This window comes from Martinezella sp. CNPSo 3964 (genome assembly GCF_057784375.1).
The window spans coordinates 23,965-50,446 of the sequence record NZ_JBXSOW010000006.1; the positions used below are offsets into that span (position 1 = coordinate 23,965).

22 protein-coding genes are annotated in these 26,482 nt (G+C 58.5%); 11 read left to right on the forward strand and 11 right to left on the reverse strand.

Annotated features, from left to right (window positions below; translation table 11 throughout):
- Positions 1-135 precede the first annotated feature (135 nt).
- A complete protein-coding gene (locus AC13Q5_RS19180) occupies positions 136-1,029 on the forward strand; it encodes an aldose 1-epimerase (protein WP_488502784.1) in 894 nt (297 codons plus the stop codon).
- A gap of 52 nt (positions 1,030-1,081) precedes the next feature.
- On the forward strand, positions 1,082-1,858 hold the full coding sequence (locus AC13Q5_RS19185; RefSeq protein ID WP_488502785.1) for an SDR family oxidoreductase: 777 nt from the start codon (positions 1,082-1,084) through the stop codon (positions 1,856-1,858).
- A gap of 75 nt (positions 1,859-1,933) precedes the next feature.
- Here the strand turns inward: AC13Q5_RS19185 and AC13Q5_RS19190 are convergent, their stop codons facing one another.
- The 3 genes from AC13Q5_RS19190 to AC13Q5_RS19200 form a co-directional block, all read right to left on the reverse strand.
- Entirely contained in the window at positions 1,934-4,138 is a 2,205-nt protein-coding gene (locus AC13Q5_RS19190) for a DUF1217 domain-containing protein (protein WP_488502786.1), read from the reverse strand.
- A 240-nt stretch (positions 4,139-4,378) separates the two neighbouring features.
- Complete coding sequence (locus AC13Q5_RS19195) at positions 4,379-5,761, reverse strand: sensor histidine kinase (RefSeq protein WP_488502787.1); 1,383 nt, start codon at positions 5,759-5,761, stop codon at positions 4,379-4,381.
- The gene (locus tag AC13Q5_RS19200; RefSeq protein ID WP_457881408.1) at positions 5,758-6,498 is read right to left on the reverse strand and encodes a response regulator; all 741 of its coding nucleotides are present in this window, start codon (positions 6,496-6,498) and stop codon (positions 5,758-5,760) included. Before AC13Q5_RS19200 ends, AC13Q5_RS19195 begins: the two co-directional genes overlap by 4 nt.
- Positions 6,499-7,151: 653 nt before the next feature.
- On the opposite strand from AC13Q5_RS19200, the gene AC13Q5_RS19205 reads away from it, so the two are divergent.
- Positions 7,152-9,473, forward strand: a complete 2,322-nt coding sequence (locus AC13Q5_RS19205; protein WP_488502788.1) for an LPS-assembly protein LptD — start codon at positions 7,152-7,154, stop codon at positions 9,471-9,473.
- Between the two features lie 164 nt (positions 9,474-9,637).
- Here AC13Q5_RS19205 and AC13Q5_RS19210 read toward each other — a convergent pair whose 3' ends face one another.
- The gene (locus AC13Q5_RS19210; RefSeq protein ID WP_488503036.1) at positions 9,638-9,826 is read right to left on the reverse strand and encodes a hypothetical protein; all 189 of its coding nucleotides are present in this window, start codon (positions 9,824-9,826) and stop codon (positions 9,638-9,640) included.
- Between AC13Q5_RS19210 and bamA the strand changes: the two genes are divergently transcribed.
- Positions 9,771-12,098: an outer membrane protein assembly factor BamA gene (bamA, locus tag AC13Q5_RS19215; protein ID WP_488502789.1), complete on the forward strand. Its 2,328-nt coding sequence runs from the start codon at positions 9,771-9,773 to the stop codon at positions 12,096-12,098. The two genes, AC13Q5_RS19210 and bamA, sit on opposite strands and share 56 nt — an antisense overlap.
- A 72-nt stretch (positions 12,099-12,170) precedes the next feature.
- Here the strand turns inward: bamA and AC13Q5_RS19220 are convergent, their stop codons facing one another.
- A complete protein-coding gene (locus AC13Q5_RS19220) occupies positions 12,171-13,178 on the reverse strand; it encodes a LacI family DNA-binding transcriptional regulator (protein ID WP_075852805.1) in 1,008 nt (335 codons plus the stop codon).
- A gap of 203 nt (positions 13,179-13,381) precedes the next feature.
- Between AC13Q5_RS19220 and AC13Q5_RS19225 the strand changes: the two genes are divergently transcribed.
- From AC13Q5_RS19225 to AC13Q5_RS19255, 7 genes are all read left to right on the forward strand, one after another.
- The gene (locus AC13Q5_RS19225; protein ID WP_488502790.1) at positions 13,382-14,701 is read left to right on the forward strand and encodes an alpha-L-fucosidase; all 1,320 of its coding nucleotides are present in this window, start codon (positions 13,382-13,384) and stop codon (positions 14,699-14,701) included.
- 33 nt (positions 14,702-14,734) lie between these two features.
- Positions 14,735-15,520 carry a DUF4037 domain-containing protein gene (locus tag AC13Q5_RS19230; RefSeq protein ID WP_457881400.1) on the forward strand — a complete coding sequence of 262 codons (786 nt, stop codon included), beginning with the start codon at positions 14,735-14,737 and terminating at the stop codon, positions 15,518-15,520.
- Positions 15,521-15,606: 86 nt separating this feature from the next.
- Positions 15,607-16,821, forward strand: a complete 1,215-nt coding sequence (locus tag AC13Q5_RS19235; RefSeq protein ID WP_488502791.1) for an ABC transporter substrate-binding protein — start codon at positions 15,607-15,609, stop codon at positions 16,819-16,821.
- Positions 16,822-16,917: 96 nt separating this feature from the next.
- The gene (locus AC13Q5_RS19240) at positions 16,918-17,823 is read left to right on the forward strand and encodes a carbohydrate ABC transporter permease (RefSeq protein ID WP_488503028.1); all 906 of its coding nucleotides are present in this window, start codon (positions 16,918-16,920) and stop codon (positions 17,821-17,823) included.
- A complete protein-coding gene (locus AC13Q5_RS19245; protein WP_488502792.1) occupies positions 17,813-18,667 on the forward strand; it encodes a carbohydrate ABC transporter permease in 855 nt (284 codons plus the stop codon). Before AC13Q5_RS19240 ends, AC13Q5_RS19245 begins: the two co-directional genes overlap by 11 nt.
- Before the next feature lie 31 nt (positions 18,668-18,698).
- Complete coding sequence (locus AC13Q5_RS19250) at positions 18,699-19,766, forward strand: ABC transporter ATP-binding protein (RefSeq protein ID WP_488502793.1); 1,068 nt, start codon at positions 18,699-18,701, stop codon at positions 19,764-19,766.
- Positions 19,767-19,904: 138 nt separating this feature from the next.
- The gene (locus AC13Q5_RS19255) at positions 19,905-20,597 is read left to right on the forward strand and encodes a class I SAM-dependent methyltransferase (protein WP_488502794.1); all 693 of its coding nucleotides are present in this window, start codon (positions 19,905-19,907) and stop codon (positions 20,595-20,597) included.
- On the opposite strand, the gene AC13Q5_RS19260 is transcribed toward AC13Q5_RS19255, so the two are convergent.
- The 6 genes from AC13Q5_RS19260 to AC13Q5_RS19285 all read right to left on the reverse strand — a co-directional run bounded on the left by AC13Q5_RS19260 (position 20,587) and on the right by AC13Q5_RS19285 (position 26,481).
- The gene (locus AC13Q5_RS19260; protein ID WP_488502795.1) at positions 20,587-21,375 is read right to left on the reverse strand and encodes an ABC transporter ATP-binding protein; all 789 of its coding nucleotides are present in this window, start codon (positions 21,373-21,375) and stop codon (positions 20,587-20,589) included. The genes AC13Q5_RS19255 and AC13Q5_RS19260 overlap by 11 nt on opposite strands.
- Positions 21,376-21,383: 8 nt before the next feature.
- The gene (locus AC13Q5_RS19265; RefSeq protein ID WP_143525428.1) at positions 21,384-22,376 is read right to left on the reverse strand and encodes a FecCD family ABC transporter permease; all 993 of its coding nucleotides are present in this window, start codon (positions 22,374-22,376) and stop codon (positions 21,384-21,386) included.
- 38 nt (positions 22,377-22,414) lie between these two features.
- Positions 22,415-23,419 (reverse strand): FecCD family ABC transporter permease, encoded by a 1,005-nt coding sequence (locus AC13Q5_RS19270; protein ID WP_488503029.1) that lies wholly within the window; start codon positions 23,417-23,419, stop codon positions 22,415-22,417.
- A 22-nt stretch (positions 23,420-23,441) separates the two neighbouring features.
- On the reverse strand, positions 23,442-24,410 hold the full coding sequence (locus AC13Q5_RS19275; RefSeq protein WP_488502796.1) for an ABC transporter substrate-binding protein: 969 nt from the start codon (positions 24,408-24,410) through the stop codon (positions 23,442-23,444).
- A 92-nt stretch (positions 24,411-24,502) separates the two neighbouring features.
- Positions 24,503-25,798: an ABC transporter permease gene (locus AC13Q5_RS19280; protein WP_488502797.1), complete on the reverse strand. Its 1,296-nt coding sequence runs from the start codon at positions 25,796-25,798 to the stop codon at positions 24,503-24,505.
- Positions 25,795-26,481 (reverse strand): ABC transporter ATP-binding protein, encoded by a 687-nt coding sequence (locus AC13Q5_RS19285; protein WP_488502798.1) that lies wholly within the window; start codon positions 26,479-26,481, stop codon positions 25,795-25,797. The genes AC13Q5_RS19280 and AC13Q5_RS19285 overlap by 4 nt, the downstream gene beginning before the upstream one ends.
- Between the last annotated feature and the right edge of the window lies 1 nt (position 26,482).

The following is a 26,482-nucleotide window of genomic DNA, read 5'->3' on the forward strand; positions in this document are numbered from 1 at the left end:
ATCGCGAGATTACCTGGAAAAATCCGGCGGAGACGCAAAAATAAATCATATATATCTGTTGACATGAAACAAAGCAAATATAGGGTGCCATCCATTCGGCACCGGCCTTGGTTGTGAGGGGAAGGCAACCGCTTAATGACCATTATCGACTTGCAGGACGGTTCGCTTTCGGTTCGCGTTTCAACCCTCGGCGGCACATTGCTTGATTATTCCTGGATGGTAGACGGCCGCAGGATTGCGCTATTGAGACCCGCCCCGGACAATGCCCATGCCTCCACCTCCGCCTGCTATCCCCTCGTTCCCTTCGGCAACCGCGTGCGAAGCAATCGTTTCACATTCGAGGGACGCGACTACCAGCTCAGGCCGAACATGGCTTCGGATCCTCACTACCTGCACGGCGACGGTTGGCAGGCCGAATGGTCCATCCTCTCCCGCAGCAGCAACGAATTGCAGATCGGCTTTCGTCATCGGGAGGGCGATACCCCCTATAGTTATGAGGCGAGACAGATCATCGCCCTGTCATCCGAAGGGCTGACGCTTCACATGAGCGTCGAGAATACCGGCCAGGAGGCGCTGCCCTTCGGGCTTGGCTGGCATCCATACTTTCCGATGACCCCAGAAACGACGCTCTTTGCGCCGGCGCGACAATTTTGGACGGAGACGGAAGGCTGGCTTCCAGGAGAACGCATGGAGATTCCCGCCGATCTCGACTTCTCCGAGCCCTCGCCCCTGCCCCGCCGCTGGGTCAACAACGGTTTCGAAGGATGGAGCGGCGAGGCGGAAATCGTCTGGCCGGAGAGACATGCAAGCCTGCGGCTGACTGCCGACACGTCAGTCAGGCATGCATTCATCTTCATTCCCGACGCGAGTTTCAACCCGGCCTTTCGCCATGACTATTTCTGCTTCGAGCCGATGTCCCACATCGCCAACGGTCATAATCTCCCCGATCTTGGGGATCTGAAGATCCTGCAGCCGGGAGAGACCTTTGCAGGATCGATCCGCCTGCAGCCACGGGAATATTCGCGATAGCCTGGACCGCCTGATCGCGAGATTTCCGTCCCAGCATAAAGAGGAACACTGGATGCCAAATCGCCTTTCGGGAAAACGAGTCTTCATCACCGGAGCCGCGCAGGGGATCGGACTGGCCATCGCCGAGGCATGCGCGGCTGAAGATGCAAGCATCTTCCTCATCGATCGCGACGAAGCCCTGCTCGAGCAAGCCGCGAACAAGCTGAAGGAAGATGGCGTCAACCTTGGCTATCAAGCAGCCGACATCACCAATGCCGAAGCCGTGCGTGCAGCCGTGGCCCGGGCGGCCGGCGAAATCGGCAATATCAATGCGCTCGTCAACAATGCCGGCGTCAACGTCTTTGCAGAGCCGCTGCAGACGACGGACGAGGATTGGCAGCGCTGCTTCGACATCAATCTTAAGGGCGCCTGGAATTGCTGCCGGGCCGTGTTGCCCGAGATGATCGCCCGGGGCGGCGGCGTCATTCTCAACATCGCTTCGACCCACGCCTTCACGATCATTCCGCACACCTTCCCCTATCCGCTTGCCAAGCATGCGCTTCTTGGCATGACCAAATCGCTGGGGATCGAATATGCCGCGAAGAACGTGCGCGTGAACGCGCTCGCACCCGGCTACGTCGCAACGCAGAAGGCCATCGATTATTGGAACAGCTTTCCCGATCCGGAAAAGGCGAAAGCCGAGACGATGAAACTGCATCCGGGCGGCCGCATCGCCACTCCTCAGGAGATCGCCATGGCCGCAGTTTTCATGATCTCGGACGAATGTCCCTTCATGAATGCCGCCTGCCTCACCGTGGACGGAGGCTTGAGCGTGTTGCAGCACCAGTAGCATCGGAAACGAAGACGCCACCACGATCACGCAGTGGCGCCAGGGCCTTTGTTTTGCGCAATTCCGGGAAGAGCGCTATCGCGATCTGAGCTGGGCAATCGAGAGCATGAGGTCCGCGCTCATGCCCGTCCCGGAACCTCGCGTGAGAATAGCGGATGCGGGAGAAGTCGTATTCCCGCCATTTGCCGCATCATAGACGGCCGAGAAGCGCTTCAGCAGGTTGTTCACCTTGCCGGAATCATGCAAATCCTTGATCGGAAATAGCTTTTCAAGCATTGCCGCTTGGCGGGTCACATCCATGTTCGACATGGATGCTGGCAGCGAATAGGTCGTCTTGATCACATTGTAGAGCGCCGGATCCGACATGATATCGTAGACGGAATTGACCTGCGGCGCCTTGCGCTGGAAATAGAGGGCGAGACGGACGCCTTCATTGGAGCTCCCCTGCTGCGTTTCGAGCGTCTGATGAAGATAGAGATCGTTGGTGGCGAGACGCGCGCCCTTGTTCTGTCCCGGCTCGATCTTGGCTGTGGTCAGATTTCCCTTGGCGTCGAAATTGAAGGCGTTCACCATCGCCTTGAACTGCTGGCCCGCCTGCGTGTTCAGAAAACCCTTGGCATCCTCGGGATCGGCAGTGAAGGCCTTCTTCAAGGTATTCTTGTCGACTGACTTGGGATCGATATTGTTTGCAACGAGGATAAACTCCGTCAGCTTCTTGTCAGCCAGGAGTTCGTCAACCGTCTTGATCTTGGCGATCGACTTGCTGAATTCGGTGGCTGCGTCCTTCGCATCCTTGACCGCCTTGTCTCGCATCTCGCCGGTCAACCCGAAGGTCTTCGACTTCGAATAGGCCGAAATCAGGCTGTTGATCGAGGTCTGTGACAAGGGCGCGACCGGCGCCCGCAAATTGCCCTCGCTGTCGAAATTGAACGCTTTGGCAAGCTCGACGAATCTGTCGTCTTTTAGCGAGTTGACATAGCTCTTGCTATCATAGGGGTCGCTCTCCAGGATCTTGCGCAACTGATCCCTGGAGACCTCGTTCTTACCGATCCCAAAAGCGCGAAGCGCCATATCCTCTATGGTTGGAAGATTCTTGTTCTTCGTGTCGTTGGCGGCAAAGAAGTCTGTGATTGTTTTTATGCCGCTGACCGCCGTCTTGTAGTGTTTTTCAGCGTCGTCGAACAGGTTCTGCTTCGCATCTTTCGCCTGGCTTAAATATTTGGTCGAAATATCGTCGATAGCCTGTTGTGTCTGCGCCTGCTGCCCTGTCGGCAACGTTCCGTCGGAGGCAAACTGAAAGTGCGAAACCATGTCCGCCATTCCGGTCACGGCGGCATAATCGGAGTTCGTGAAGGCGAGATTGAACTGGACCGGAGTGAGTTTGGAGCTCAGGTTGAATGCCGTCTTTATGTAGGAAAACAGCCTGTTATCGCCGGTGATATCGTTGATCGACTGAACTTTCGTGATCGCCTGACGATAGTAATCGTCATTGCTGGTGGCCGCAGCTGCGGTCAACAGGCTCGGGACCATGCTGTCATACCGCGAGATCATGGCTTCCTTCTGCTCCGCCGTCTGCGCAGTCGCACCGGAAAGCGTTCCATCGGCATTGAAGCTGAACTGCGACGCGATCAACTTGTATGTTGGCTGCAGCGATGCCGTTGAAAAATTGCTCGCTGTATTGACGAAGCTGTTCGGATCATTGACATCGCTGGTCAGAACCGACTTCAGAAATGCCTTCGAGATATTGTCCGGGTTTAAACCGTGCGCCCGCAGAATATAGTCCGTCATCCTGCTGCTGTTGGTGATATCGTCGACATTCGTCACCTTGTCGATCCAGGTATCGTAGAATTTGCTTTCCTTCTTGGCCAGGGCCGTTTCATTGGCGAAGGATTGTTCATAGAGCCCGATCGTGTCGCTCTTCTGCAAGTCGCTTTGAGCCGACTGATTTTTTGACGTGCCGCCAAAATTGAAAGCGGCGGCGAATTGCCGATAGCGGCTGTCCGTCAGTTTGTTTGCAAAGCTGCTCGTATCGCTAAGGTCGCTGGTCAGGACCTTTTTCATGAAGGCCTTGGCATAGGTCATGTCCTCGAGGCCATAGGCCTTCATCGCATAGCTGTACAGCTTGTAGTCGCTCAGAAACTCGTCGACATTCTTAATCTTGCCGATATGCGCATCGTAATATTGCTGGTCGCTCTTGACCGTTGCCTGCTTGGCGATGCGCGCAAGCGTCGATGCCATGTCCTTTGTCGCGGACACGTAGCCGAGATACGTCGAAATCATAGATCGCCCCCACAGCGCAGTTCACCGATATTCGCCCCACACGAACTATCGCAACCAGACCTTGCGTGAGACTAGATCAGCAATCTATGGGCCTAATTTCACAAAACTGCATCTGGATCGGCGAGGCGGACATTTCTGTCAGAATGTTGCGCCTGCGACCCTCCCGACGTCGCACGCGTGGGATTGATGACGCCGTACGAGATACATGTTGCAGACTGGCCCGTCGCATCCGTCAAAGGTTCAGCTTGCAAATTCGGTCGATCGCGATTGATTGAAGGCCAACCGCACGACAAGCCCCGAAGGCGAATTGTCGGCAAAGGAAATGGTTCCGCGGTGACGGGATACGACATCGCGCACGATGGAAAGGCCCAATCCAAAGCCGCTTCTCCCGATCAAGGATCGGGCATCGTCTGCGATATAAAAGGGCTCCAGCACCTTGGCACGGTGCTCCTTCGGAATGCCGGGACCATTGTCGGAGATCCGGATTTCAAAGCCGCTTTCTCCCCGGCTTTCAAGCAATACGACGACCTCCGTCCCATGCTTGATCGCATTGTCGATCACATTGGAGAGCGCGCGTCTCATTCCCGATTCCTCGCAGAAGTAAGCCATTCTGGCAGGCCCCTGATATCGTATATCGAAGCCCAAATCGGCAAACTCGTTGCAGATGGTCTGAATAAGGCTTGGCATGTCTATGACATATCCGGCGCGCCGGTCATTCTGCTCTCGCAGATAATGCAACGTTTCCGAGATCATGTTGTCTATGATTTCGATTTCATCAATCATGCTGCCCAGTTGCCCGGACCGAACCCCACGCTCGAGCTTCAGGCGCAGGCGCGTAAGCGGAGTGCGAAGATCGTGGCTGATCGCGGCCAGCATACGGGTCCGCTCCTCTATCAGGGACTGCAGACGCCCGTGAAGATGATTGAGAGCCCTCGCCACTTGGGTGACTTCCTGCGGACCCGCATCGCTGATCGGCTGGGCGGGTGTCGACACATGGCCGAGAGCGTCAGCCGCCGCCGCGATCGACGATAGTGGTGCCATAAGCCGCTTGATGATGTAAACGGCCAGGAAAAGCACCACGATCATGACCGTCGCGACGACGAAGCCGAGCTGTATGAAGATGAACCGCTGCATCGGCGGGCGATGCGTCGTTTGGAAAATCAAAGCGTATTGATTGTTGATCTTGACGACGACTGAGTTGCCCGTGGAGATCGAGATATCCGATGGCGACAGGTTCCAATGGGACAGAAGCTCGCTTCGCAATTCGTCTGCAAAGCCGCTTTCCTGCTCGGTGCGCTTCTCCGCCGAGGTAAATTCCGGGCTGGAGAAAAACACGGCACTTGGAACGATTTCTATATGCATCTCGAGCCATCTCGAAGCCTTGATGGTTCTCTTCAATTCCTCGAGTGACACGCTCTGGCGGGCATCGTCGGCGATTGTGGCTATGCGCGCAGCGGCAGAAGCCGCCGCAAGCTTGAGATTAGCCTCATTATGCCCTCCATAAGAGAGAAGGAGAAACGCAACCGAGGTGCACACCGTCCCCAGAACAACGGCCGCAAGCACAACCGCGATCATCTGTGTGACGATGGACCTATGGTTGATGAAACGAAGATACCGCGTCATAATATCTCTATATTGGGCGTAAAGACGTAGCCTCCCAAGCGAACGGTTTTGATGAAGGTCGGCGAACGCAGGTCGGGTTCGATCTTCTGGCGTATTCGACTGATATGGACATCGACACTGCGGCCGATCGGGCCGGCTATGCCGCTGTGCGTGAGCTCCAGAAGCTGCTCCCTCGTCAGAATACGCCTTGAATTCTGACAGAAGGCCAGAAGAAGATCGAACTCCGTGCTTGTCAGCGTCACACGGGCGCCCTCAGGGCTGAACAGCTGCCGCTGCCCCGGCTCGACGCGCCATCCCTCGAAACGGAAGGCCGAATGGAAAGGATCATTTGGCGGCCTGCTGATATGGGAACGTCTCAGGAGCGCGTGGATTCTCGCAAGAAGCTCTCGATGGTTGAAAGGCTTGGTGACATAATCATCGGCGCCGATTTCCAGCCCTATGATCCTGTCCACATCCTCCGAACGCGCCGTCAGCAGGATGATCGGAACCAATGACGTCGCTCTCAACCGGCGGCAGATGCTCAATCCGCTCTCGCCGGGCAGCATGACATCGAGAATGACAAGATCAGTCGCGTTGTCTTCCAGATATGCGTCCATCTTCTCGGCGGAAGGCGCCCACATACTGTTAAAGCCGTTTTCGGCCAGAACTTCCGACAATATCTTCGCGATCTCGCTATCGTCCTCAACCAGGAGGATCGACTGCTTCTGCTCCTTGTTTGCAGTTCCAATGGTATTCATGGGCACCTTTACTGCAGCTCAGATCAATTCGGGAACATTTCGATGCTCTCAAGGCACGCGTTTAATGTTCTTTCGAGCCGGCTCGGCTGTTCCCGCACAAGGTGTATCGTACATTAGGCAGCCTGCACCTAATTTTGTCGAGCTTGTGGCGAGCACCATCCACGCAGTTGGCAATACTGTCACTTTGTTTCGAAAATTGCATAAATTTACATAGCGAAACATAAAATAAACAAGCAGAAATATACAGAAACATAATTTAACGCAACTTAATCCAAAGCATAGCTATCTTCGTCTATTCCTTGCCAAATGGCAATGGAGTCCGAAATCGTGCGTTCAGCTGCGCATAGTGTTGCAGTATCCCACCAAGAAGGCCGGACAGCTACAAGTCCGGATAATCAGGCAGAATTCGATTGCAAGGCTCAGGTAGTTCAATGGCTATCAGCGGAGCGAAGCACGGCAGAAATCGAAAGTATTTCTCTGTTATCTCGCTACGGAATGACAAGTAGCCAACCAAGAAGGAAAATATCTTCTAAGGGAATCGCGGTCACACGCAGGCAGAACAAGATACGCAAAGAGATACTGGCATTTCTCACGCAGTCAACGGAGTACTGAATTTGAGACGCGTAGCTCCGTTGGCCTCAAACCGAGCTGCGATGGCTTGGTCACTCACCATCATCTCCACATGTGCGGCAGGTGATAATTCACTCGCACAAGGACAATTTCAGCAGCAACCAGCTGGTCAGGCGTCGACCATACCAACCGCGACAAACATTAAAATTCCAGATGGAATCAAGCTACTCCTGCAGGCAAACGAGGCCATTTATAACAAAGATACGCAGGTAATAACCGCACGCGGCGCAGTTCAAATCCACTATGGCGGCTATAAATTGGTAGCCAATCAGGTTGACTACAACCAGATCACCAAAAGGATGACTGCGACGGGAAATGTGGAATTGATCACCCCTGACGGCAACCGTACCTACGGCGACAGAATGGACGTGACCAATGATTTCTCAAGTGGATTTATCGAGGCCCTGCGGGTTGAAATGCCCGACAATACGAGGATGGTGGCAATCAAGGGCGACCGTGTCGGCGGCTCCAAGGTTATCCTGACCAAGGGCGTCTACACCGCCTGCGCTCCATGTTCGGAACAGGGTCGCGCTCCGCTATGGCAGGTGAAGGCAGAGAGGATTATCCAGAACGGTATTACCCATACGATAAGGCTGGAGCACGCAAGGCTTGAGCTTTTTGGCCAGCCGATCGCCTATATTCCCTGGATGACCGTGCCCGACAATACCGTAAAGAGAAAGTCGGGCTTTCTGTTTCCAACCTTCAGCGTCTCCCAGAATCTCGGCTTTGGCGCGGCGATCCCCTATTACTATGTGATTTCGCCGAGCATGGACGCGACGGTTACCGCGACGGGATATAGCAATCAGGGTTTGCTATTGCAGGGCGAGTTTCGCCAGCGGCTTGAAAACGGCACCTATGATCTGCGGGCAGCCATCATCGATCAGGCCGATCCGGGTGGGTTTGACGCCGGCACTACTGATGTAAATGCCAAGCTCAGGACGCTCATGGCCTCCAAGGGTGATTTCAGGATCAACCCACGCTGGACCTTCGGCTGGGATGTCATGGCACAGAGCGACAACGACTTTGCCCGAACCTATAATATCGAGGGGCTCAATCAAACCACACATACCAATCAGGCTTACTTGACCGGCGTCGGCCAACGGAATTTTTTCGATATGCGGTTCGCCTATTACAATGAACAGGACGCCACAACCGGCAGCACCTTGCAAAAGCAGCAGGCCGTCGCCTATCCGGTGATCGATTATCACGCGATCGCACCAAAGCCTGTTCTCGGTGGAGAACTGTCGCTGACCAGCAATTTCACGAATGTCTCCCGCAGCACCGCGGACGTTGTCGTCAATCCCGACAACTCAGACCGCTTTCTCGGGCTTACTGGCGATTATGCACGGCTTACGACCGAAATGCAGTGGCAGCGCTCCTTCGTGACGCCGCAGGGCCTGGAGTTGACGCCTCTGCTTGCCGCCCGTGGAGATACGATGGCTCTTGGGATGGATGGGCCGAATTCCATCAGCCCCTCTTATGCCTATGCCGGCAACTACGACGACAATGGCGCTGCCGCGCGGGAAATGCTGACTGCCGGGCTGGAGGCCAAATATCCGATCCTGGCGACCACGGAGCACTCCACGCAGGTCTTCGAGCCCATAGCGCAGATCTATCTCCGGCCCGACGAGCAGCTTGCCGGTCAGTTGCCGAACGAGGATGCTCAAAGCTTCGTATTCGATGCGACGAACCTCTTCGACCGGGATAAATTCTCCGGCTTCGACCGCGTGGAAGGGGGAACACGTGCCAATGTCGGCATGCGCTATACCGGCAGCTTCGACAGCGGTTACAAACTGGACAGCGTCGTTGGTCAGTCCTACCAGCTCATGGGAATGAATTCATTTGCAACGCCGGACCTGGTCGGTGCCGGCCTTGAATCGGGGCTCGAAACGGCACGGTCCGACTATGTGACGATGTTCGGTGTGACCATGCCGCATGGCATTTCCGTTTCGACATCCTATCGGCTCGACCACGACAACTTTGCATTAAAGCGCGGCGATACGACGATCGGTTATGTCACGCCGATTCTCGATACGCAGTTGACCTATACGCATATCGAGGCTCAGCCCGATTACGACATGCCCACCAATGAGGATGAGCTCCAGCCGCAAGCCAAATTGAAACTCTCGGATCAATGGTCGGTCAACACGACGCTCGGATATGATCTGCGCGCCAAGGATCTCAGCGAACACGACTTCGGCGTAACCTATTCCGATGAATGCACGACCGCCAGCCTGATTTATGACTGGAAAAAGGATACCGCCAGCACGACGGGCGTCGATTGGTCCATAATGTTGCACCTGACGTTCCGCACGCTAGGCGAAGTCAAGCTGGGCGGCAATTAGGTTATTTGGCATTTGATCCGCCACTTTCGGATCGCTTCAGACAAGATTGCAGACCACCTTGCGGTGAAGCCGTTTCGGTCGATGCGCCGAGGATCCGATGTACTCCGGAACTTCGCGCACGAGTGGCAAGGTAGGCGCCTCATCGAAATATTACTTAACATTACTTAACACCGAAGAGCACGGAGAAGTGATAGTGCTCTTTCTACATCACAGGCAGATTCTCCGACTGCATCGATGTTCATTTCTTTGGAAAGTCCGCGGAACAGCTCCATTTGGAAGTGCAAGGTAAAAGCATAGATGAACTCTGATTTACGGCGGTCAAAGTTAAGACGATCAAATTCGACGATTGCCATTTTAGCATTCATAAGCACAGCCACAGCCGCGCCGCTGTCTGCACAGGCAGCCATCGTCAGCGATATACGCGTGGTGGGTGCCGAGCGCGTTGGGCCGACTGCAGTAAAGGACAATATAACGATAGATCCCGGCAAGAGCTTTTCGGATGCGGATATCGATCAATCGATCAAACAACTCTATGCAACCGGTTATTTTTCCGATGTACATATCTCGGTGGAAGGTCATAGCCTCGTTGTCTCTGTACATGAGAACAACCTGATCAACGCAGTTATATTCAACGGCAACAAGAAGATAAAGGATGACAAGCTGGCCGGGCTGGTTAAATCCAAGGCTGCCGGCCCATACAGCGAGAGCCAGGTTCAAGACGACATAAAGACGATCAAGGACGCCTATGCTGCGATCGGACGCAACAATGTCCAGGTGACGCCGCAAGTCGTCAACATCGCGAAGAACAGGGTCAATCTCGCCTTCGTCATCAACGAAGGCGATCGCACGACGATCAGCAAGCTGACATTCTCAGGAAATCATGCTTTCAGCGGCGGCCACCTCGCCGCGGTTATCAGCACAAAGAAATCCACTTTCCTCTCGTTTCTGACGCGCAAGGATATCTATAGCGAAACGAAGAAAGACGCCGATGAGGACGCACTTCGCAAATTCTATTACGATCACGGATTTGTCGACTTCAGGCTGGTGTCCGATAGCGCAACTTTCAATAGCGCAACGAACAGCTACGACGTCAGCTTCATTGTCGATGAAGGCGAGAAATATCGCTATGGCGATATTTCGGTGACATCAACCGTGCAGGGTATCGATGCCGATGACCTGAAGAGCCTCGTCATCACGCGCAAGGGCGATACCTATAATGCCGAGGATATCCAGAAGTCGATTGACGCAATCTCGAAGCGCATCGAGGCGGCAGGTTATCCATTTGCCAAGGTGACGCCGCGCGGCAATCGCAACCCCGAAGGCCGTTCCGTCTCGATAGAATATATCGTCGATCAGGGCGAACGCGCTTATGTGGAGCGCATCGAAATTCGCGGCAACACCCGAACGAGGGACTATGTCATTCGGCGTGAATTCGATCTCAATGAAGGGGATGCTTTCAACGAGCAGATGATTGCGCGCGCCAAACGCCGCCTGGATGCGCTCGGCTATTTCACGTCGGTAAAGATCTCCACGCGTCCCGGCAGCGCCCCGGATCGGGTCGTCATCGTCGTCGATGTCGAAGATCAGCCAACCGGCTCTTTCGGTATCGGCGGGGGCTACGCTGTCGGCGTCAACGGGGGGCCTTTGCTGGAAGCCTCCGTGGAAGAGAAGAATTTTCTCGGACGCGGCCAGTATATCAAGGTCGCGGCAGGCGCGAGTACGAGCGGAAGCCAAACCTACACCCTCTCCTTCACCGAGCCATATTTCCTCGGTGAACGGCTCGCCGCCGGCTTTGACCTTTTCAAAAGCGTCACCACCAGTAGCGATTACTACGACTACGGCGAGGAGGGCATCTCGCTGCGGATCACAGCGCCTATCACCGAAGACCTTTCGACAACGCTTCGCTACACCTACAAACAGATCACCTACACCGGCGAGAGCGACTGGCAGGACAATCTCTCCGCACCTTACCAGAACCTGATCAACAACGGTCCGTGGACGCAATCGAGCGTTTCCCAGACCTTCACATACAATACCCTTGACGATCAGAACCTGCCGCGTGACGGCTTCATCGCCAAGGTCACGCAGGAAGTTGCGGGTCTTGGCGGCGACTCGAATTACTATAAGCTCAGCGGCAAGGCGCGCTACTACCATACGCTTTCGGACTCACAGGATATCGTCGGTTCGGTGACCCTTGGCGCCGGCTACATGACTTCAACAAATGGCCAGGACTTGAACATCTTCGATCAATTCATGATCGGCGGAAGCGAGATCAGAGGCTTTGAAGATGCGGGCATTGGTCCAAGAACATCCGACGGCGATCCGCTTGGCGGAACAAAATACTTCACCGCTTCGGTGGAGACGAGCATGCCGACGCCAGGCATGCCGCAGGATCTCGGCTTCCGCAGCTCCGTCTTCCTGGATGCGGGAACGCTCTATGGCAACGATGCCGATCTTTATGGTGATGTCCTGCACGATGGGTCGGCGCTGCGCGCATCGGCCGGCATCGGGCTGACCTGGGCATCGCCATTCGGCACAATCAATCTCAGCTATGCCGTGCCGTTCCTCAAGCAGGACTATGACAAGGTGGAAAATTTCCGGTTCGGCTTCGGCAACCAGTTCTGAGGCAGACAGGACAGCGCCCGCTGCCAAAGGGCAAGAAGTCTTCGGCGACTGCAATGCATCAAGCACAGAACCCTAGAGCCGCCGACAGGAATTGCCGGGGACGAATTTAGGCGTGAGAACGAAATCCTGCGGTGGCTCGACTGCGCCTTGTGGATTGCTGATGCGATGCATGAGGCGCCTTGCGATGATGCCGCCGAGCGCCAGCGTGTCCTGAACCACCATCGTGATGCGCGGTGTGATGACGGAACTCCATTGCACATTGTCGATCATGGCGAGCGAGATGTCCTCGGGACAACGGAAGCCCAATTCCTGCATGGCCTGCAGCGTGGAAAGCGCCACGGTGTTGTTCGCACCAAGGATCGCGGTGGGGCGTTCGGGCTGGATCAGCAGGCGCATGGCCGCCTCGTAGCCGGCGGTGCGGGTGAACTGGCCGTCGACGACGAAATTCGGGTTCACCTCGACGCCGGCATTCGCCATGGTCTCGGCAAAACCGCGATACCTCTCCGTTGCCGTATGCATGTGGCTGGGACCGGTGATGAAGGCAATCCTTCTGTGGCCTAGTTGCAGAAGATGCTCGGTCAGCATCGCCCCGGCAAGATAATTGTCTGAGCCGACGAAATCGCGCTCGATGCCCGCCACCTTCTGGTCGAAACAGACGATCGGCACGTTCAGGCCGGCGATGAAGTCGAGATAATCCTGATCGTAGCCTGACGGCGCGAGTGCCAGGCCGGCGGTCTTGAGGCCGATCAGGTGCTCGACCATCGCCCTCTCGCGATCCGTCTTGCCTGAGGAGTCGGTGACGACGACGAAATGCTGGTGGTCGAGCGCATAGTTTTCCAGCTCGCGCCGGATATCGCCGAAAAACGGGTTGCCGACATTGCCGACAACGAAGCCGATCATGCGGCTGCGCCCGCGCGCCAGGCTCTGGGCAAGCGGATCGGCAACAAAGCCGACGGCGGCAATCGCCTGACGAATTTTCTCCAGTGTTTTCTGGCTGACACGCGCCGGATTGCTGAGCGCGAGCGACACCGTCGAGACGGAGACGTCAGCGAGTTTGGCGACATCACGAATTGTGGCCATGAATTTTTCGAACCGTTTCTATCGCGTCTAGCCTTCCGATTGAAGATGCCTTCCTCAATGAATCGCTGTCATAAATCTAACATTTGTCGGCCATGAAGCAATATGCGGAAAGAGATTTCAACAGCGCGCTTGACATATAGGGCGAGTGGATCAATGATTAAATCGAACCGGTTCGATTGAGCCCTAACACTTGGGAGGATAGTGTGAGCGACGCAGCGATCAGTGGCGGCCAGAATGTGGCCGAGGGTAAGACATGGTTTGGACACGACCGCTTCGGCATGTTCATCCACTTCGGGCTGTATGCCCTCGGCGCACGCCATGAATGGCTGAAAAACCGTGAGGAATTTACCACCGAGGCCTATCAGAAGTATTTCGACAACTTCGATCCCGATCTCTACGACGCCCGTGAATGGGCGCGCCGCGCTCGCCAGGCCGGAATGAAATATGTGGTTCTGACGGCCAAGCACCATGAAGGCTTCTGCCTTTGGGACAGCAAGGTCACCGATTACAAGGTCACCAAAACACCCTATGGCAAGGATCTGATCGGCCCTTACGTCGAAGCGCTTCGCGCCGAGGGGCTGAAGGTCGGTTTCTACTATTCGCTGCTCGACTGGCATCATCCGGACTTCCCGATCGACGGACATCACCCGCAGCGCAATCATCCTGATGCCGCCAAGCTCAATGAGGGCCGCGACGTCAGCCGCTATGCGAAGTACATGCGCGATCAGGTGACCGAACTTCTGACCGATTTCGGCAAGATCGACGTCATTTGGTTCGATTTCAGCTATCCCCGCCGGACCTACAAAGGCCTGCCTGGCAAGGGTCGCGCCGATTGGGAAAGCGAGGAGCTCATCAAGCTGGTACGCCAGCTGCAGCCAGACATCATCGTCGGCGACCGCCTTGACCTGCCGCGCGATGCCGATCACATGCCCGATCTGGTGACGCCGGAACAGTATACGCCGCGTGTCGCCCCGACCGTCGCCGGCCTGCCGGTACGCTGGGAGGCCTGCCACACCTTCAGCGGCTCCTGGGGCTATTATCGCGACGAGACCAGCTGGAAGGATGCCGGCCAGCTTATCAACATCCTGATCGATACGGTGTCTCTCGGCGGCAACCTGCTCATGAATGTCGGCCCGACCGGCCGCGGCACCTTCGACGCCCGCGCCATCAAGGCTCTCGACATCTATGGCGAATGGATGCGGCTGAATGGTCGCGCGATCTACGGCGCAGGTCCTTCCACTCACAAGGCACCGAGCGGTTGCCGCTTCACCCAGAAGGGCAACCGGCTCTATCTGCACATCCAGACCTGGCCGTTCCGGCACATCCACATCGAAGGGCTGGGGCGTAAGGTCAAATATGCGCAGTTCCTGCACGATGCCAGTGAGCTGCACTGGCTCGATCCGGATGCCGAAGTCGACTCCAATATCGGCATTGCCGTCGGCGAGGGTATCCTGACGCTCGAGCTGCCGGTTCTGAAGCCTGACGTCGTGACCCCCGTCATCGAGCTGATCCTCAAGGATTAAGGAGATAACGAAACCCAGCCGCCCGGTACCGTCATGAGCCGCGAAGCCGAACTCATAGCCGCGATGACCCCCTTGATCGCCGACCTGGCAGAAGACGGTAATGGCGCCGTCGCGCTCGCCGGATCGCGCGGCAAGGGATGGTCGGATGCGCAATCGGATTTCGACTTCAGGGTCTATGCCGATGCCTATCGCGGACCGGACGTTCGCCAGACCGCGGCGTGGCGGCGTTTCGATGCCGCGTTGCGGGATTGGCAGGCCGAGGGCGTCCGAATGGATGGCGTCTGGATGCGCCGTTACGCCGGCGTGCAGCGCGATCTGGACTCCTGGCTTGCCGGCATCGTCGTGCCCAAGAGCTTCGAATGGACGATCTGGGGTTATCACCTGCCGACCGATCTTGCCAGCCAGCAGATCATCGCCGACCCCAGTGGCTTGCTCGCCAGCTGGAAGCAGCAGCTGGCGCAGTATCCGGAAGCGCTGAGGGCCTCCGTGCTCCGTCAATACATGGATGTCCTGCGCTACTGGGCCAGGGATTATCATTATGAGAGCAAGGTCGTTCGCCGCGATCTCGTCTTCCTTGTCGGGCTGACGGGCAAGCTTGCCAATGCCATCCTGCAGACGGTCTTCGCCTTCAACCGGGTCTATTTTCCGGGTGACGGCTGGAACCTGCCGATGGCGGCCGAACTCGAGCGGCTGCCACCCAACTTCCTCCAGCGGATGACTGCCATTCTGGAGCCGGGACAGGACCCGGATCCATGGCGGCGCCAGCGAACCGAATTGATCGGCCTGATCGCCGACCTGGAGGCCATGATCGCGGCCTGAACGGGCCGCAAGACCAAACCGGAGGGGAGCGTCCGGATAGTGATGAACGTCACTGCAGCGAAAGTCATTAAGGAGGAGGAACCATCATGAAGCGTTCATTGATCTTTGCCGCCGCCCTTGCGGCGAGTTCACTACCCGGCATCGGCGCGCAAGCGCAGGATGCCCCCGTGACCCTGACCTGGCAGATGTGGGGTCAGCCGAACGATGCCGAGCTGTGGCAGCAGCTGGCCGATCTCGTCAACAAGCAATATCCCGATATCAAGGTCAATCTGCAGCTTTCGGGTTGGACGGATTACTGGACGCGGCTACCGGTTCTGGCGGCATCGGGACAGGTCGCCGATATCGTCTCGATGCAGTCGATGCGCCTGCCGAATTTCTCTTCGATCCTGACGCCGCTCGACGATTATGTGAAAGGCAGCGACGTGAAAGTGGCTGACTTCGAGACATCGATCATGTCCGGCCTTTCGCAGGACGGTAAACTCTATGCGCTGCCCTACGATGTCGGCCCGTGGATGGTCTTCTACAATCGTGACAAATTCGCCGCGGCCGGCTTGAAGGAGCCCGCTAAGGACTGGACCTTCGACGATTTCAAGGCCGACGCCAAGGCACTGACCAAGAACGGAACCTACGGCTACGGCACCCAGGCTTTCGATTTCATCGCCGGCCCCGTCGCGCTCGGCGCGGACTATTTCAACGCCGACAATGAATTCGACCTCACCAATGCCGGTTTCGTCGATGCATTCAGCAAATATGCCGATCTCACCGCCAAGGACAAACTCTCGCCGGTCTTTGCCTCCGCGGCCGATGCTTCAGCCGCAAGCGGTCGCTTCGCCTCGGGCAATGTCGCCATGTATATCGACGGGCCATGGTCGCTGATTACCGGGCAGGCCAATGTCAATTTCAAGATCGGTATCGCACCGTTGCCGCGCGGCACCGGCTCTTCGCGCTTCATCACGGCCGGGTCGGGCTGGGGTATCTCCGCCACCAGCCAGCATAAGGATGCCGCCTTCAAGGCGCTGCAGGTGCTGACCGGCCCCAAGGCGGCGGAAATCCTCGGTGCGGCCGGACGCGCACTGCCAGCCCGGCTCGCGCAGCAGACCGCCTGGTATGATGGAGCGGCGAAGAATGTCAGCGGCACCCGCGACACCCTGCAATATATGTTCGCCCATACCACGCCGTTCCGCATCAACGAGAAATGGAACCAGTTCGAGAATCTGGTGATGCAGTACGTGCCGCTGGCGCTGACGGGAGACTCGAAACCCGAAGGTGTGTTGAGCGACATTCAGAGCCAGCTACCATAAGCCGGGCATTTCCTCGGCCTGCGGCCGGGCTATCCGCCCGACCGCAGCGCCATCGCCGGAAAGGAGAGGCCCATGATGCTGGGCAAGCACACCGACATGATCGCAAGACCAAGGCCGCGCTCGCGCAGATGGTTCAGAGGCGAGGGATGGACAGCCTTGTTCTTCCTGCTGCCGGGCCTGGTCGGCATCTTCCTGTTCCTCGTCCTGCCGATCATCGCCTCGATCGCGCTCAGCTTCACCAATTGGCAGCTGCTCGGCACGCCGCGCTTCGTCGGCTTCTCCAACTATCTGCGTCTGTTCACGACCGATCCGCAATTCTGGACGGTCATGCGCAACACCATCTTCTTCACGGTCGAATATCTGGTGCTCAATATCGTTATCTCGCTGGGGCTTGCGACCTGGATCTCGAGCCTGAAGATCGGTCAGCGCTGGTTCCGGGTGATCTTCTTTCTGCCGACCTTCACCCCTCTCATCGCCGTCGCCATGGTCTGGATGCTGATCTTTACGAGCGGCGGCCTGTTCGACAGCATGATGGCGGCGTTGTCCCTGCCATTCTCGGGTGTGTTGAACGATCGCACGCTTGCCATGCAGGCCGTCGTCCTCACCTCGATCTGGGCTGGCGTCGGCTATAATACGGTTCTCTTCAATGCCGCGCTCGACATGGTACCGGCAACCTATCTGGAAGCAGCGCGCATCGATGGCGCCACGGCCTGGGACCGCTTCTGGAAAATCCGCCTGCCGCTGATCTCGCCCACCCTGTTTTTCGGCACCGTCATGACGGCGATCACCTCACTGCAGGTCTTCGACCAGATTTTCGTCATGACCAAGGGTGGGCCGGGATCGTCGACCGCGACGCTCGGTTACGCCATCTACCAGCGCGGCTTTCAGAACTTCCAGATGGGCTATGCCTCGGCCATCGCCTGGGTGATGTTTGCGCTGATCATGGCGCTGACCGCCCTGCAATTCTGGTTCCAGCGCAAATGGGTGCATTATGACGCTTAAATCCGAAACCAGAGCACGCCGAAAGCTAGTGCTCGATGTCGTCAATCACCTGGCAATCACCCTCGTTGCGATCGCTTTTCTCTTTCCCTTCTTCTGGATGGTATCGAATGCGGTGCGCTCCAACGCCGAGGTGACGGCGATCCCCCCGCGTATCCTGCCCGAAGTCTTCGAATGGGGTAATTTTGCTGCCGCCTGGACCCAGCTGCCCTTTGGCCGCTTCTTCCTCAACAGCGCCATCATCGCCATCTGCGTGACGGCCATCACCGTCGTCGTCTCCTGCTTGTCCGGCTACGCCTTCGCGCGGCTGAAATTCAGGGCGCGCGAAACGCTGCTGCTCGGCTATATCGGCACGCTGATGGTGCCACCGCTGATGCTGATCATTCCGCTGTTTCTGATCGTCAACAAGCTCGGGCTCGTCAACACCTTCCCCGGCGTGATCCTGCCGATCTCCTTCGGCACCTTCGGCGCATTCCTGATGCGGCAGTTCTTCCTCTCCATTCCGATGGAACTCGAGGAGGCGGCAAGGATCGATGGCGCCTCGCGCCTGCGCATCCTCGTCAGCATCATCGTGCCGCTGTCCATGCCGGCGATCGGGCTTCTGTCGCTCTTCACCTTCATCGGACAATGGAACAACTTCCTCTGGCCGCTGATCGTCATGACCGGTGCCGACAATGCCACCCTGCCCGTCGGCCTCACCCTGTTCCAGACGCAGCAAGGCACGCAGTGGAACTACTTGATGGCCGGGGCCACCCTTTCCATGCTTCCAGGCGTCTTCCTAGCGATCATCCTGCAGAAGCTCATCTACAACAGCATCGCCCTCAATGCGGGCATGGGCGGGCGCTGAAGCGCCGGCCGCGATTTCGGGAGAGATATCCATGGCGAAACTGACCATTCGCAACGCCATCAAGCGCTACGGCGCGCTCGAAGTGCTGCATGGCGTCTCCGTCACGGCACAGGACGGCGAGTTCATGGTGCTTGTCGGACCCTCGGGCTGCGGCAAGTCCACCCTGCTGCGGATGATCGCCGGGCTGGAAGGAATCAGCGACGGCGAGATCGAAATCGGCGACCGCGTTGTCAACGATCTCGAACCCAACGAGCGCGACATCGCCATGGTCTTCCAGTCCTATGCGCTCTATCCGCATATGACCGTGCGCGACAACATGGCCTTTTCGCTGAAGCTCGCGCGCCGCAGCAAGCAGGAGATCGAGCAGAAGGTGAACGATGCGGCTGCGATCCTCGATCTCGCCGCCCTCCTCGATCGCTATCCCCGGCAATTGTCGGGCGGGCAGCGTCAGCGCGTGGCGATGGGCCGCGCCATCGTCCGCAACCCCGCTGTCTTCCTGTTCGACGAACCGCTGTCCAATCTCGATGCCAAATTGCGCGTGCAGATGCGCACTGAGATCAAGACGTTGCACCAGCGTCTCGGCACCACCATGGTCTATGTCACGCACGACCAGATGGAGGCCATGACCATGGCCGACCGTATCGTCGTCATGCGTGGCGGCCATATCGAGCAGATCGGCTCGCCGCTCGAAATCTACGATGCGCCGGCCAACAGCTTCGTCGCCGGCTTTATCGGCTCGCCATCGATGAACTTCATAGATGGCCTCGTCATCGATCGAAACGGAAGGTTGGGGCTGCAGGACGCGGAAAACCTGCATTGGCCGCTGCCGGAAAGCGCCCGCCGCCATCTCGGTCGATCCGTCCAGCTCGGCATTCGCCCGGAACATATTGCCGTCGATACAGATGGCGTACAGGCCAAGGTCATCATTATCGAGCCAACCGGCTCGGACACGCATCTGCAATTGCAGGCCGGCGCGCAGTCGATCGTCGCCGCCGTCAGGGACCGCCTCTCCGTCTCTCCCGGCCAGCCGATCCAGCTCAAGATCGATCCGGCAAAGGCGCATCTGTTCGATCCATCGAATGGTCAGCGCCTGCATTGACTGCAGGGCCTCTATTCTCCGGATTACTGCAGCAGATAAAATCTTCTGCCTGCACGGCTTTTGGGTTTCGAAACCTAGTCATGGGCCAAAGTCCGTCCTAAAGACAGGAACGTTTTGAATAGCCTGGAGAGAAAGCCGATGAGCCAAGAAGGTCAGAAGACGATCGCCACCTGGTATGTCGATCCGGATGCGGAGGACAGGATGGCGGACGGCCATGCGCCGATCTGGAGACATCTGATCGACCTGATCGTAGAGTGCGATCTGTCCGCCAAGAGCGTCGTCGACTTCGGCTGCAACCAGGGCGGTCTTCTGCGCCATCTCTATGCCATCAGACCCTTTCGCAAGGCACTCGGCATCGACATCGCCGAGCAGTCGATCGCCAAGGCCGAAGCTTTCAAGGGCAACCTGCCGGTCCAGCATGCGGTTGGTAGCACGCTCGAAGGCTGGGTCGAAGAGTTCGATCTCGCGATCAGCCACGAGGTCATCTATCTCGTCGAGGATATTCATGCCCACGCCGCGGATATCTGGAAGGCATTGAAGCCCGGCGGCGTCTATTATGCCGTCACCGGCTGCCATACCGACAATCCGCTTTGGCCGAAGTGGCGCGACCTCGTCGCCAAGCGAACCAACACAGTCGTCCAGGATCGCTCGATTTCGGACTACGGCCGCGCCTTCTCGAAAGCAGGTTTCGCAGTCTCCGGCCGCAAGCTTGAGTATGACGGTTTCATCCCTTTCATCGAGGATGGCTGGACACCCGACTTTGCCGATGCGCTCGACTATTACACCCAGACCAAGATCGTCTTCCGGCTCGTCAAGCCTCTTAATGACTGAGCCGCGTCAGCTCGACATCGAAATGCGGCGGCGCGTCGGGGCTGACCTGCACGAACCGCCCCTTCACCCGGAAGGTCTTCTCGATCAGCCCGCTTTCGGCGAGCGCCCTCGGCTCGCCGTCAAAGCGCAGCTCGCCTTTTTCAAGTAGTGAGATGCGGTCGCTGACCGCGATCGCCTGATTGATATCGTGGATCGCCATGATGATGGTGACGCCCCTTTCGCGGCTCAGACGATGAACGAGATCCAGCACCTCGACCTGATAGCCGATATCGAGGAACGAGGTCGGCTCGTCGAGCAGCAATATACCGGCTTCCTGCGCAAGCGCTGCGGAGATCCAGGCCCGCTGCCGCTCGCCACCGGAAAGCTCCTGCAGGGTGCGGTCGGCAAGGCTCGAAAGCCCGGTGCTTTCCAGTGCCCATTCGATCGCCTCCTCATCCCTATGGTCATAGCTGCGGAAAAGCCCGACATGAGCGAAGCGGCCCTGCCGCACCAGTTGCGCGATCGTCATCTCATCCGGCGCAGAGGGCTGCTGCGGCAGAAAGGCGAGCTTCTTGGCGATCACACGCCGCGACATGGTTGAGACCGAGACATCCTCGATCGTCACCTGCCCCTCCGCCGGGGCAATCAGACCCGCAAGCGCCTGCAGAGCCGTGCTCTTGCCCGAGCCGTTCGGACCGATCAGCGCCCGGATCTCACCCTTCTGCATGGCAAGCCCGAAGCCGTTCAACGCCTTGCGGCGACCATAGAAGACGGAGAGTTGCGAACAGGATAGCGGCATGGGCGATCTCAGGGAATTTTTCTCAAGAGGACAAGCAGGACAGGCACACCGACAATCGCGGTGACGACCCCGATCGGCACTTCCTCCGCCTGCCCGGCGAGGCGGCCGATCAGATCGCCCAGGGTGACGAAGATGGCGCCGAGAACGACTGTCAGCGGCAGAACCAAGGGGAAATGCCGGCCGGCGAGGAAACGCGCTAGATGCGGAACGACAAGCCCAACGAAGACGATCGGGCCAACGGCACCGACCGCGCTTGCCGCAAGGGCGCAGGAAACCAGGAGGACAATGGAAAACTGCCGGCGATAGGCAAGGCCGAACGAACGGGCGACCTGCGCATCGAATTGCAGCATGACCACGGGCCGATAGATCACCGGCAGGATGAGGAGGCCTGCGATCGTGAACGGCAGGAGAAACAGCGCATGGTCCCAGGTGCGTGCATAGAGGCTGCCCGAAAGCCATTCGAGAATGATCTCGATGCGCGCCGATCCCCAGCCCGCGATGAGGCCGACAGCAAGCGCGTGCAGGACTGCGCCTATCGCGACACCACAAAGCGTGATGCGCAGCGGGCTGAGTTCGAGCCGAAAGGCGAGCAGGTAAATGATGCCGCCGGCGATCATTCCGCCCGCAAGGCCCGCGACCGGAAGCCAAGCGATCGGCAGTTCCGCCACCGTATTGTCGCCGGGACTGAAGATATAGACCGTGAAGAGCAGGAACAGCGTGACGGTCAGCGTCGCGCCCTGCGATACCCCCATCAGCGATGGATCGGCAAGCGGATTTCGCGTGATCGTCTGCAGGAGCAGGCCGGCGACGCCGAACTGAATGCCGGCAAGAATACCGGTGACGATTCGCGGCAGACGGATATCGAGAATGATCGATTGCGCCTCGGGCGAGCCCTTGCCGCTGAGAACGGCAAGCACATCCGCCGCCGGCAGATCGACAACGCCGAGGAATATCGAGGCAATCAGCGACAGAAGCGCAATGACGATGACGATCGGCAGCATGCCTCTTCGCGGCAGATACGTGACGGGGGTGTCGACAGTCATAGGCCATGCCCCCGGAATTGAAGGCGGCCGCGCTGGATGAGATAGATAAAGACTGGTCCGCCGATCAACGCCGTGATGATGCCGACGGGAAGCTCCTTCGGAATGGCGACCGTGCGGGCGATGAGATCGGCGACCGTGACGATCAGCGCGCCGATGGCAGCGCAGAGCGCGATTTCCCATGCGGCACCGCGCGGCTTCAGCAGGCGGGCGATATGCGGCGCGGCCAACCCGACGAAGGCGACCGGCCCAGCGACGGGCGCGACACCGGCGACAGGACAGACGCCGAGCACGAGCAGCACGGGCTTCCAGAGATTGAGCTGCACTCCCATGCCGGCGGCGGCATGATCGCTGAGTGCGAACATGCCGATGACGCGATGGAGCGCCAGAGCACCCGCAACCCCGACGGCAACCCAGGGGAGCATATAGGCGAGGTGCAGCCAGGAGCGCCCTTGGAAGCCGCCGGAAAGCCAGAACAGAAGCGATGTCGATTGCGGCCCGGTCAAAAGCAGCACGTAGATGGTGATCGCGCCGAGAAACAGCGAGACGCTGACGCCGCCAAGCGCCAGATGCAGCGGCCGCCCCTGCCCACCTTTCGAGACCCAGAAGGTAACGGCAGCGGCCGCCAGGCCGCCCACAAGGCCGACGAAGGGATAATAGGCGGAGGAAAGCCAGGGGAGAAAAACGAAACAGCAGACGATCGGCGTGATCGCACCGGCGGTGACCCCTGTAATTCCGGGATCGGCGAGCGGATTTCGCGTCAACGTCTGCAGGAGATAGCCGGAGACCGCTAGCCCGGCACCCGCAAGCGCGGCCGCGAGGCTTCGCGGCAAGCGTAGCGTCCAGACAAGGATGGAATTGACCTTGCCGTCCGGTGAGAAGAAGGCGCGGCTTGCGTCCGCGATCGTCAGAACTTTCGCGCCGGGCAGCAGGCCGATGAAAACGATCATCAGGGTCGCAGCAACGAGGAGCGCGATCACAGCCAGTGATTTGCGCGCATCCATCGTGGCCACGGCCCGAAGCATCTTACTTCTGGATATCGGCGGGAATGATCTTGGCGGCTTCCGCCCTCACATCGACGGCCGGGAAAGCGTCCGGGTAGAGATAATGCGCGGCTTCACGCAGCACGATTTCGCGCGCGATCGGACCATTGGTCTCGACCCACTGATCGCCGACGTAGAAGACCCTCTTGTTCTTGACGGCGGTCAGTTCCTGCCAGATCGGATTGTTCTCATGCGGGCGATCCGGACCGGAGTCGTAGATAAAGAGAACTTCGGGGTCTTTCTCCAGCATGGTTTCGAGGCTCAGATCGATGCCAAAGGGGCCGCCTGGTGTCTTCGGTCCGGCGATATTGTCGCCGCCGATAGCGGCAACGATCGAGGCTGAGGTATTTTCCGTATGAAAGGCGAAGGGCGTCTCGCCGCCCCACATGATCGCAAAGCGCGGATGCACGTTCTTCGGCGCCTTGGCGGCGATCTCGTCGAGGTGCTTGTGGAAGTCGGCGTTGAGCTGCAGGCCGCGTTCGGGCTTGCCGAGGATCTTCGAGAACTCGGCAATTTCCTTGTCGCTCTCGGTCAGAAGCTCCATGTTGTAGGCAAGATAGGGCGCGATCTTTTCCAGCTGCGGCGCGTTGCCGACCGTATAACGGCGGATCGCGACGATGAGATCGGGCTTGGCCTGCGACAACAGTTCGAGATTGGGCTTGGCGCGCTGGCCGATCTGCGCCATCTGCGAGGTCAGGCCAAGGAGGAAATCCGGCTGCCGGCCTGATGTCATGTAGGTGCTGGCGACCGGCTTGATGCCAAGAGCGAGCGCGACGTCGTCGGCGAAATAGGAGATCGCAGCAATGCGCTTCGGCTGGGCAGGTACGTCGACCTTGACGCCCCGGTCATCCGTTACGGAAACGCCCTTAGCCTCTTCCGCAACGACAGAACTTGCTGCCAGCACGGCGAGCAGACCAAATACAGAAGCGATTTTGCGTGCGTTGTTCGCCATCGCGGGATCCTCCATCAGATACGCGAAATGGCTTTAGTCAATAAAGAGGAGTTTTGCAATCCAGTTTCAGGTCGACTTTTGCGAACGCGCCGTCAGGCGCGCAGCGCCGCCGCCGGGCTGGAGCGCAAGGCACTGAACGCCGGCACGATGGAGATGATCGCCGCAACCGCTGCAAAGCCGCCGACAAGCCAGAAATCGTCCAGGGAGAAGCCGACGGGCAAGCGTACCGCGGTCGATGCCGCCAGCCTGGCGGAAATTATCAATGCTGCAGTATAGCCTAGCGCGATGCCAAGCAGGATACCGGCGACAAAGAGGACGAAGAGCTCGCCCCAGACGAGCGCGACGATCGAGCGGACCGGCGTGCCAAGCGCCCGCAAGGCGCCGATCTGCCGCCGCCGCGAACCGACATGCATGATGGTGACAAGCACGATCGCGGCAATGACGATCGCTTGGGTCCCAAGTGCGATCGCCAGAAGCAGACTGCGGGCATCGCCGAGCGTCGCATAGAGCCTGGTTAGCACCTCGCCCGGAAAGACGCCAAGCGTCGTGCCGCTGCGGTATTCCTGCCGCAAGCGATAGGCATCGGCAATCGTCTTCGGCTTGACGAGAACGGCGGGCACGCCAGGCGTTTGCGCGTCAAAATGCTCATCGAGCGGTGCATCCGCGTCAACGTGGCCATGCCCGTGGTCGTGACCTTCTTCGTGGCCACCGGCGTGCTCATGCGGCTCTGTCGCGCCATGCGCATCCGCCTCGTCGCCATCATGGTCGTGATGGTCTTCCGCTCCATGCATGCCATGCAGCTGCCAGACGGCACGGATCGGCACCAGGATCGCGCGGTCCCAGGCCGTGCCGGTCGGCGCCATGCGGCCCGTGACCTTGTAGGCAATGGCCGTATGGGTTTCGCCGCCGGTTTCGGCCGCGCCATGCATCGGCTTGATCTCGGCACCGGCCGACAAGGCGACATCGGAGCCGACGACCGCCTCGCCAAGGTGCGAGAACATTGCACCCTGCGCCAACGACGGCGAAAGAGATGAGATCAGGCCCGTCGTCGTGCCGACGATCGGATGCCCGTAAGCGGAATCGCCGAAGCCGACGGGTGCTGCGAGCTCGACACGCGAATCGTTGGCAAGGCGGGAAAGGACCGCACCCTCCATCAGCGGCAGCGGCGCCGGCTGCAGGAAGACGGCTGAAAGTGCCAGCTGCGTCTCGCTGCCGGCAGCTCCGACAAGCAGATCGAACTTTTCCGCGGCTCGCGCACTGCCGAGCCGGACGGCCCGTTCCTGCAGCGTCACGGTCACGCTCAGGGCAACAGATAGGGCAATGAGGACGACAACGGCGAGCGCCCCACTCCAGAAACGCCTGAGGTCGGCAAGAATGAACGTGATCATTGCGCGGCAACCTCTTGGCTGTCTTCCTCGATGCGCCCGCTCGCCAGGTTGATATGGCGGCCGAGACGCTCGGCAAGGATGGCATCGTGTGTAACGACGATAAGCGTCGTCCCCTCCTCCGCCGACAATTGCAGCAGAAGCTCCGCAACTTCATTGCCCGCCTGACGGTCGAGGCTGGCGGTGGGTTCGTCGGCGACGACGACGCCGGGACGCGACAGAAGGGCGCGAGCGACGGCGACACGCTGCATCTCACCGCGCGACAAGGTTTCGATCTTCTGCTGCGGACGGTCAATACCGGTTATAGACAGCAGATGGAGAGCGCGTGCCCGCTCGTCCGGCGTAAGACGCCGCGAGAGCTTGACGGGGAGCACGACATTTTCGAAGGCGGACAAGCCTGGAAACAGATGGAAATCCTGCATGACGAGGCCGATATTGCGCGCGCGAAAGGCATCGCGCCGACCGGAGGAGAGGCGTGTGATCTCCGTGCCGCTCCAGGCGATATTGCCATGCGTGACATCTTCCAGTCCGGTAATGGCATTGACGAACGTGCTCTTGCCGGAACCGGAGGCACCCGTGATCGCAAGCCTGCCGCCCGCCGGTAGGTGAAGCCGGTCAATCGCGAGAACCGGCGCAGCCAGGCCTGGAAAATGCATCTTCAAGCCGGAAACATCGAGAGCGAGCATA

Bases quoted from the DNA above. Each gene is read 5' to 3' on its own strand.
- AC13Q5_RS19250 (WP_488502793.1), top strand. From the start codon at position 18,699: ATGGCGAAACTGACCATTCGCAACGCCATCAAGCGCTACGGCGCGCTC.
- AC13Q5_RS19255 (WP_488502794.1), top strand. From the start codon at position 19,905: ATGAGCCAAGAAGGTCAGAAGACGATCGCCACCTGGTATGTCGATCCG.
- AC13Q5_RS19265 (WP_143525428.1), bottom strand. From the start codon at position 22,376: ATGCTGCCGATCGTCATCGTCATTGCGCTTCTGTCGCTGATTGCCTCG.
- AC13Q5_RS19195 (WP_488502787.1), bottom strand. From the start codon at position 5,761: ATGACGCGGTATCTTCGTTTCATCAACCATAGGTCCATCGTCACACAG.
- AC13Q5_RS19205 (WP_488502788.1), top strand. From the start codon at position 7,152: ATGGCTTGGTCACTCACCATCATCTCCACATGTGCGGCAGGTGATAAT.
- AC13Q5_RS19245 (WP_488502792.1), top strand. From the start codon at position 17,813: ATGACGCTTAAATCCGAAACCAGAGCACGCCGAAAGCTAGTGCTCGAT.
- AC13Q5_RS19185 (WP_488502785.1), top strand. From the start codon at position 1,082: ATGCCAAATCGCCTTTCGGGAAAACGAGTCTTCATCACCGGAGCCGCG.
- AC13Q5_RS19285 (WP_488502798.1), bottom strand. From the start codon at position 26,481: ATGCTCGCTCTCGATGTTTCCGGCTTGAAGATGCATTTTCCAGGCCTG.
- AC13Q5_RS19240 (WP_488503028.1), top strand. From the start codon at position 16,918: ATGATCGCAAGACCAAGGCCGCGCTCGCGCAGATGGTTCAGAGGCGAG.
- AC13Q5_RS19190 (WP_488502786.1), bottom strand. From the start codon at position 4,138: ATGATTTCGACGTATCTCGGCTACGTGTCCGCGACAAAGGACATGGCA.
- AC13Q5_RS19200 (WP_457881408.1), bottom strand. From the start codon at position 6,498: ATGAATACCATTGGAACTGCAAACAAGGAGCAGAAGCAGTCGATCCTC.
- AC13Q5_RS19230 (WP_457881400.1), top strand. From the start codon at position 14,735: ATGAGCCGCGAAGCCGAACTCATAGCCGCGATGACCCCCTTGATCGCC.
- AC13Q5_RS19270 (WP_488503029.1), bottom strand. From the start codon at position 23,419: ATGGATGCGCGCAAATCACTGGCTGTGATCGCGCTCCTCGTTGCTGCG.
- AC13Q5_RS19260 (WP_488502795.1), bottom strand. From the start codon at position 21,375: ATGCCGCTATCCTGTTCGCAACTCTCCGTCTTCTATGGTCGCCGCAAG.
- AC13Q5_RS19210 (WP_488503036.1), bottom strand. From the start codon at position 9,826: ATGGCAATCGTCGAATTTGATCGTCTTAACTTTGACCGCCGTAAATCA.
- AC13Q5_RS19220 (WP_075852805.1), bottom strand. From the start codon at position 13,178: ATGGCCACAATTCGTGATGTCGCCAAACTCGCTGACGTCTCCGTCTCG.
- AC13Q5_RS19180 (WP_488502784.1), top strand. From the start codon at position 136: ATGACCATTATCGACTTGCAGGACGGTTCGCTTTCGGTTCGCGTTTCA.
- AC13Q5_RS19280 (WP_488502797.1), bottom strand. From the start codon at position 25,798: ATGATCACGTTCATTCTTGCCGACCTCAGGCGTTTCTGGAGTGGGGCG.
- AC13Q5_RS19275 (WP_488502796.1), bottom strand. From the start codon at position 24,410: ATGGCGAACAACGCACGCAAAATCGCTTCTGTATTTGGTCTGCTCGCC.
- bamA (WP_488502789.1), top strand. From the start codon at position 9,771: ATGAACTCTGATTTACGGCGGTCAAAGTTAAGACGATCAAATTCGACG.
- AC13Q5_RS19235 (WP_488502791.1), top strand. From the start codon at position 15,607: ATGAAGCGTTCATTGATCTTTGCCGCCGCCCTTGCGGCGAGTTCACTA.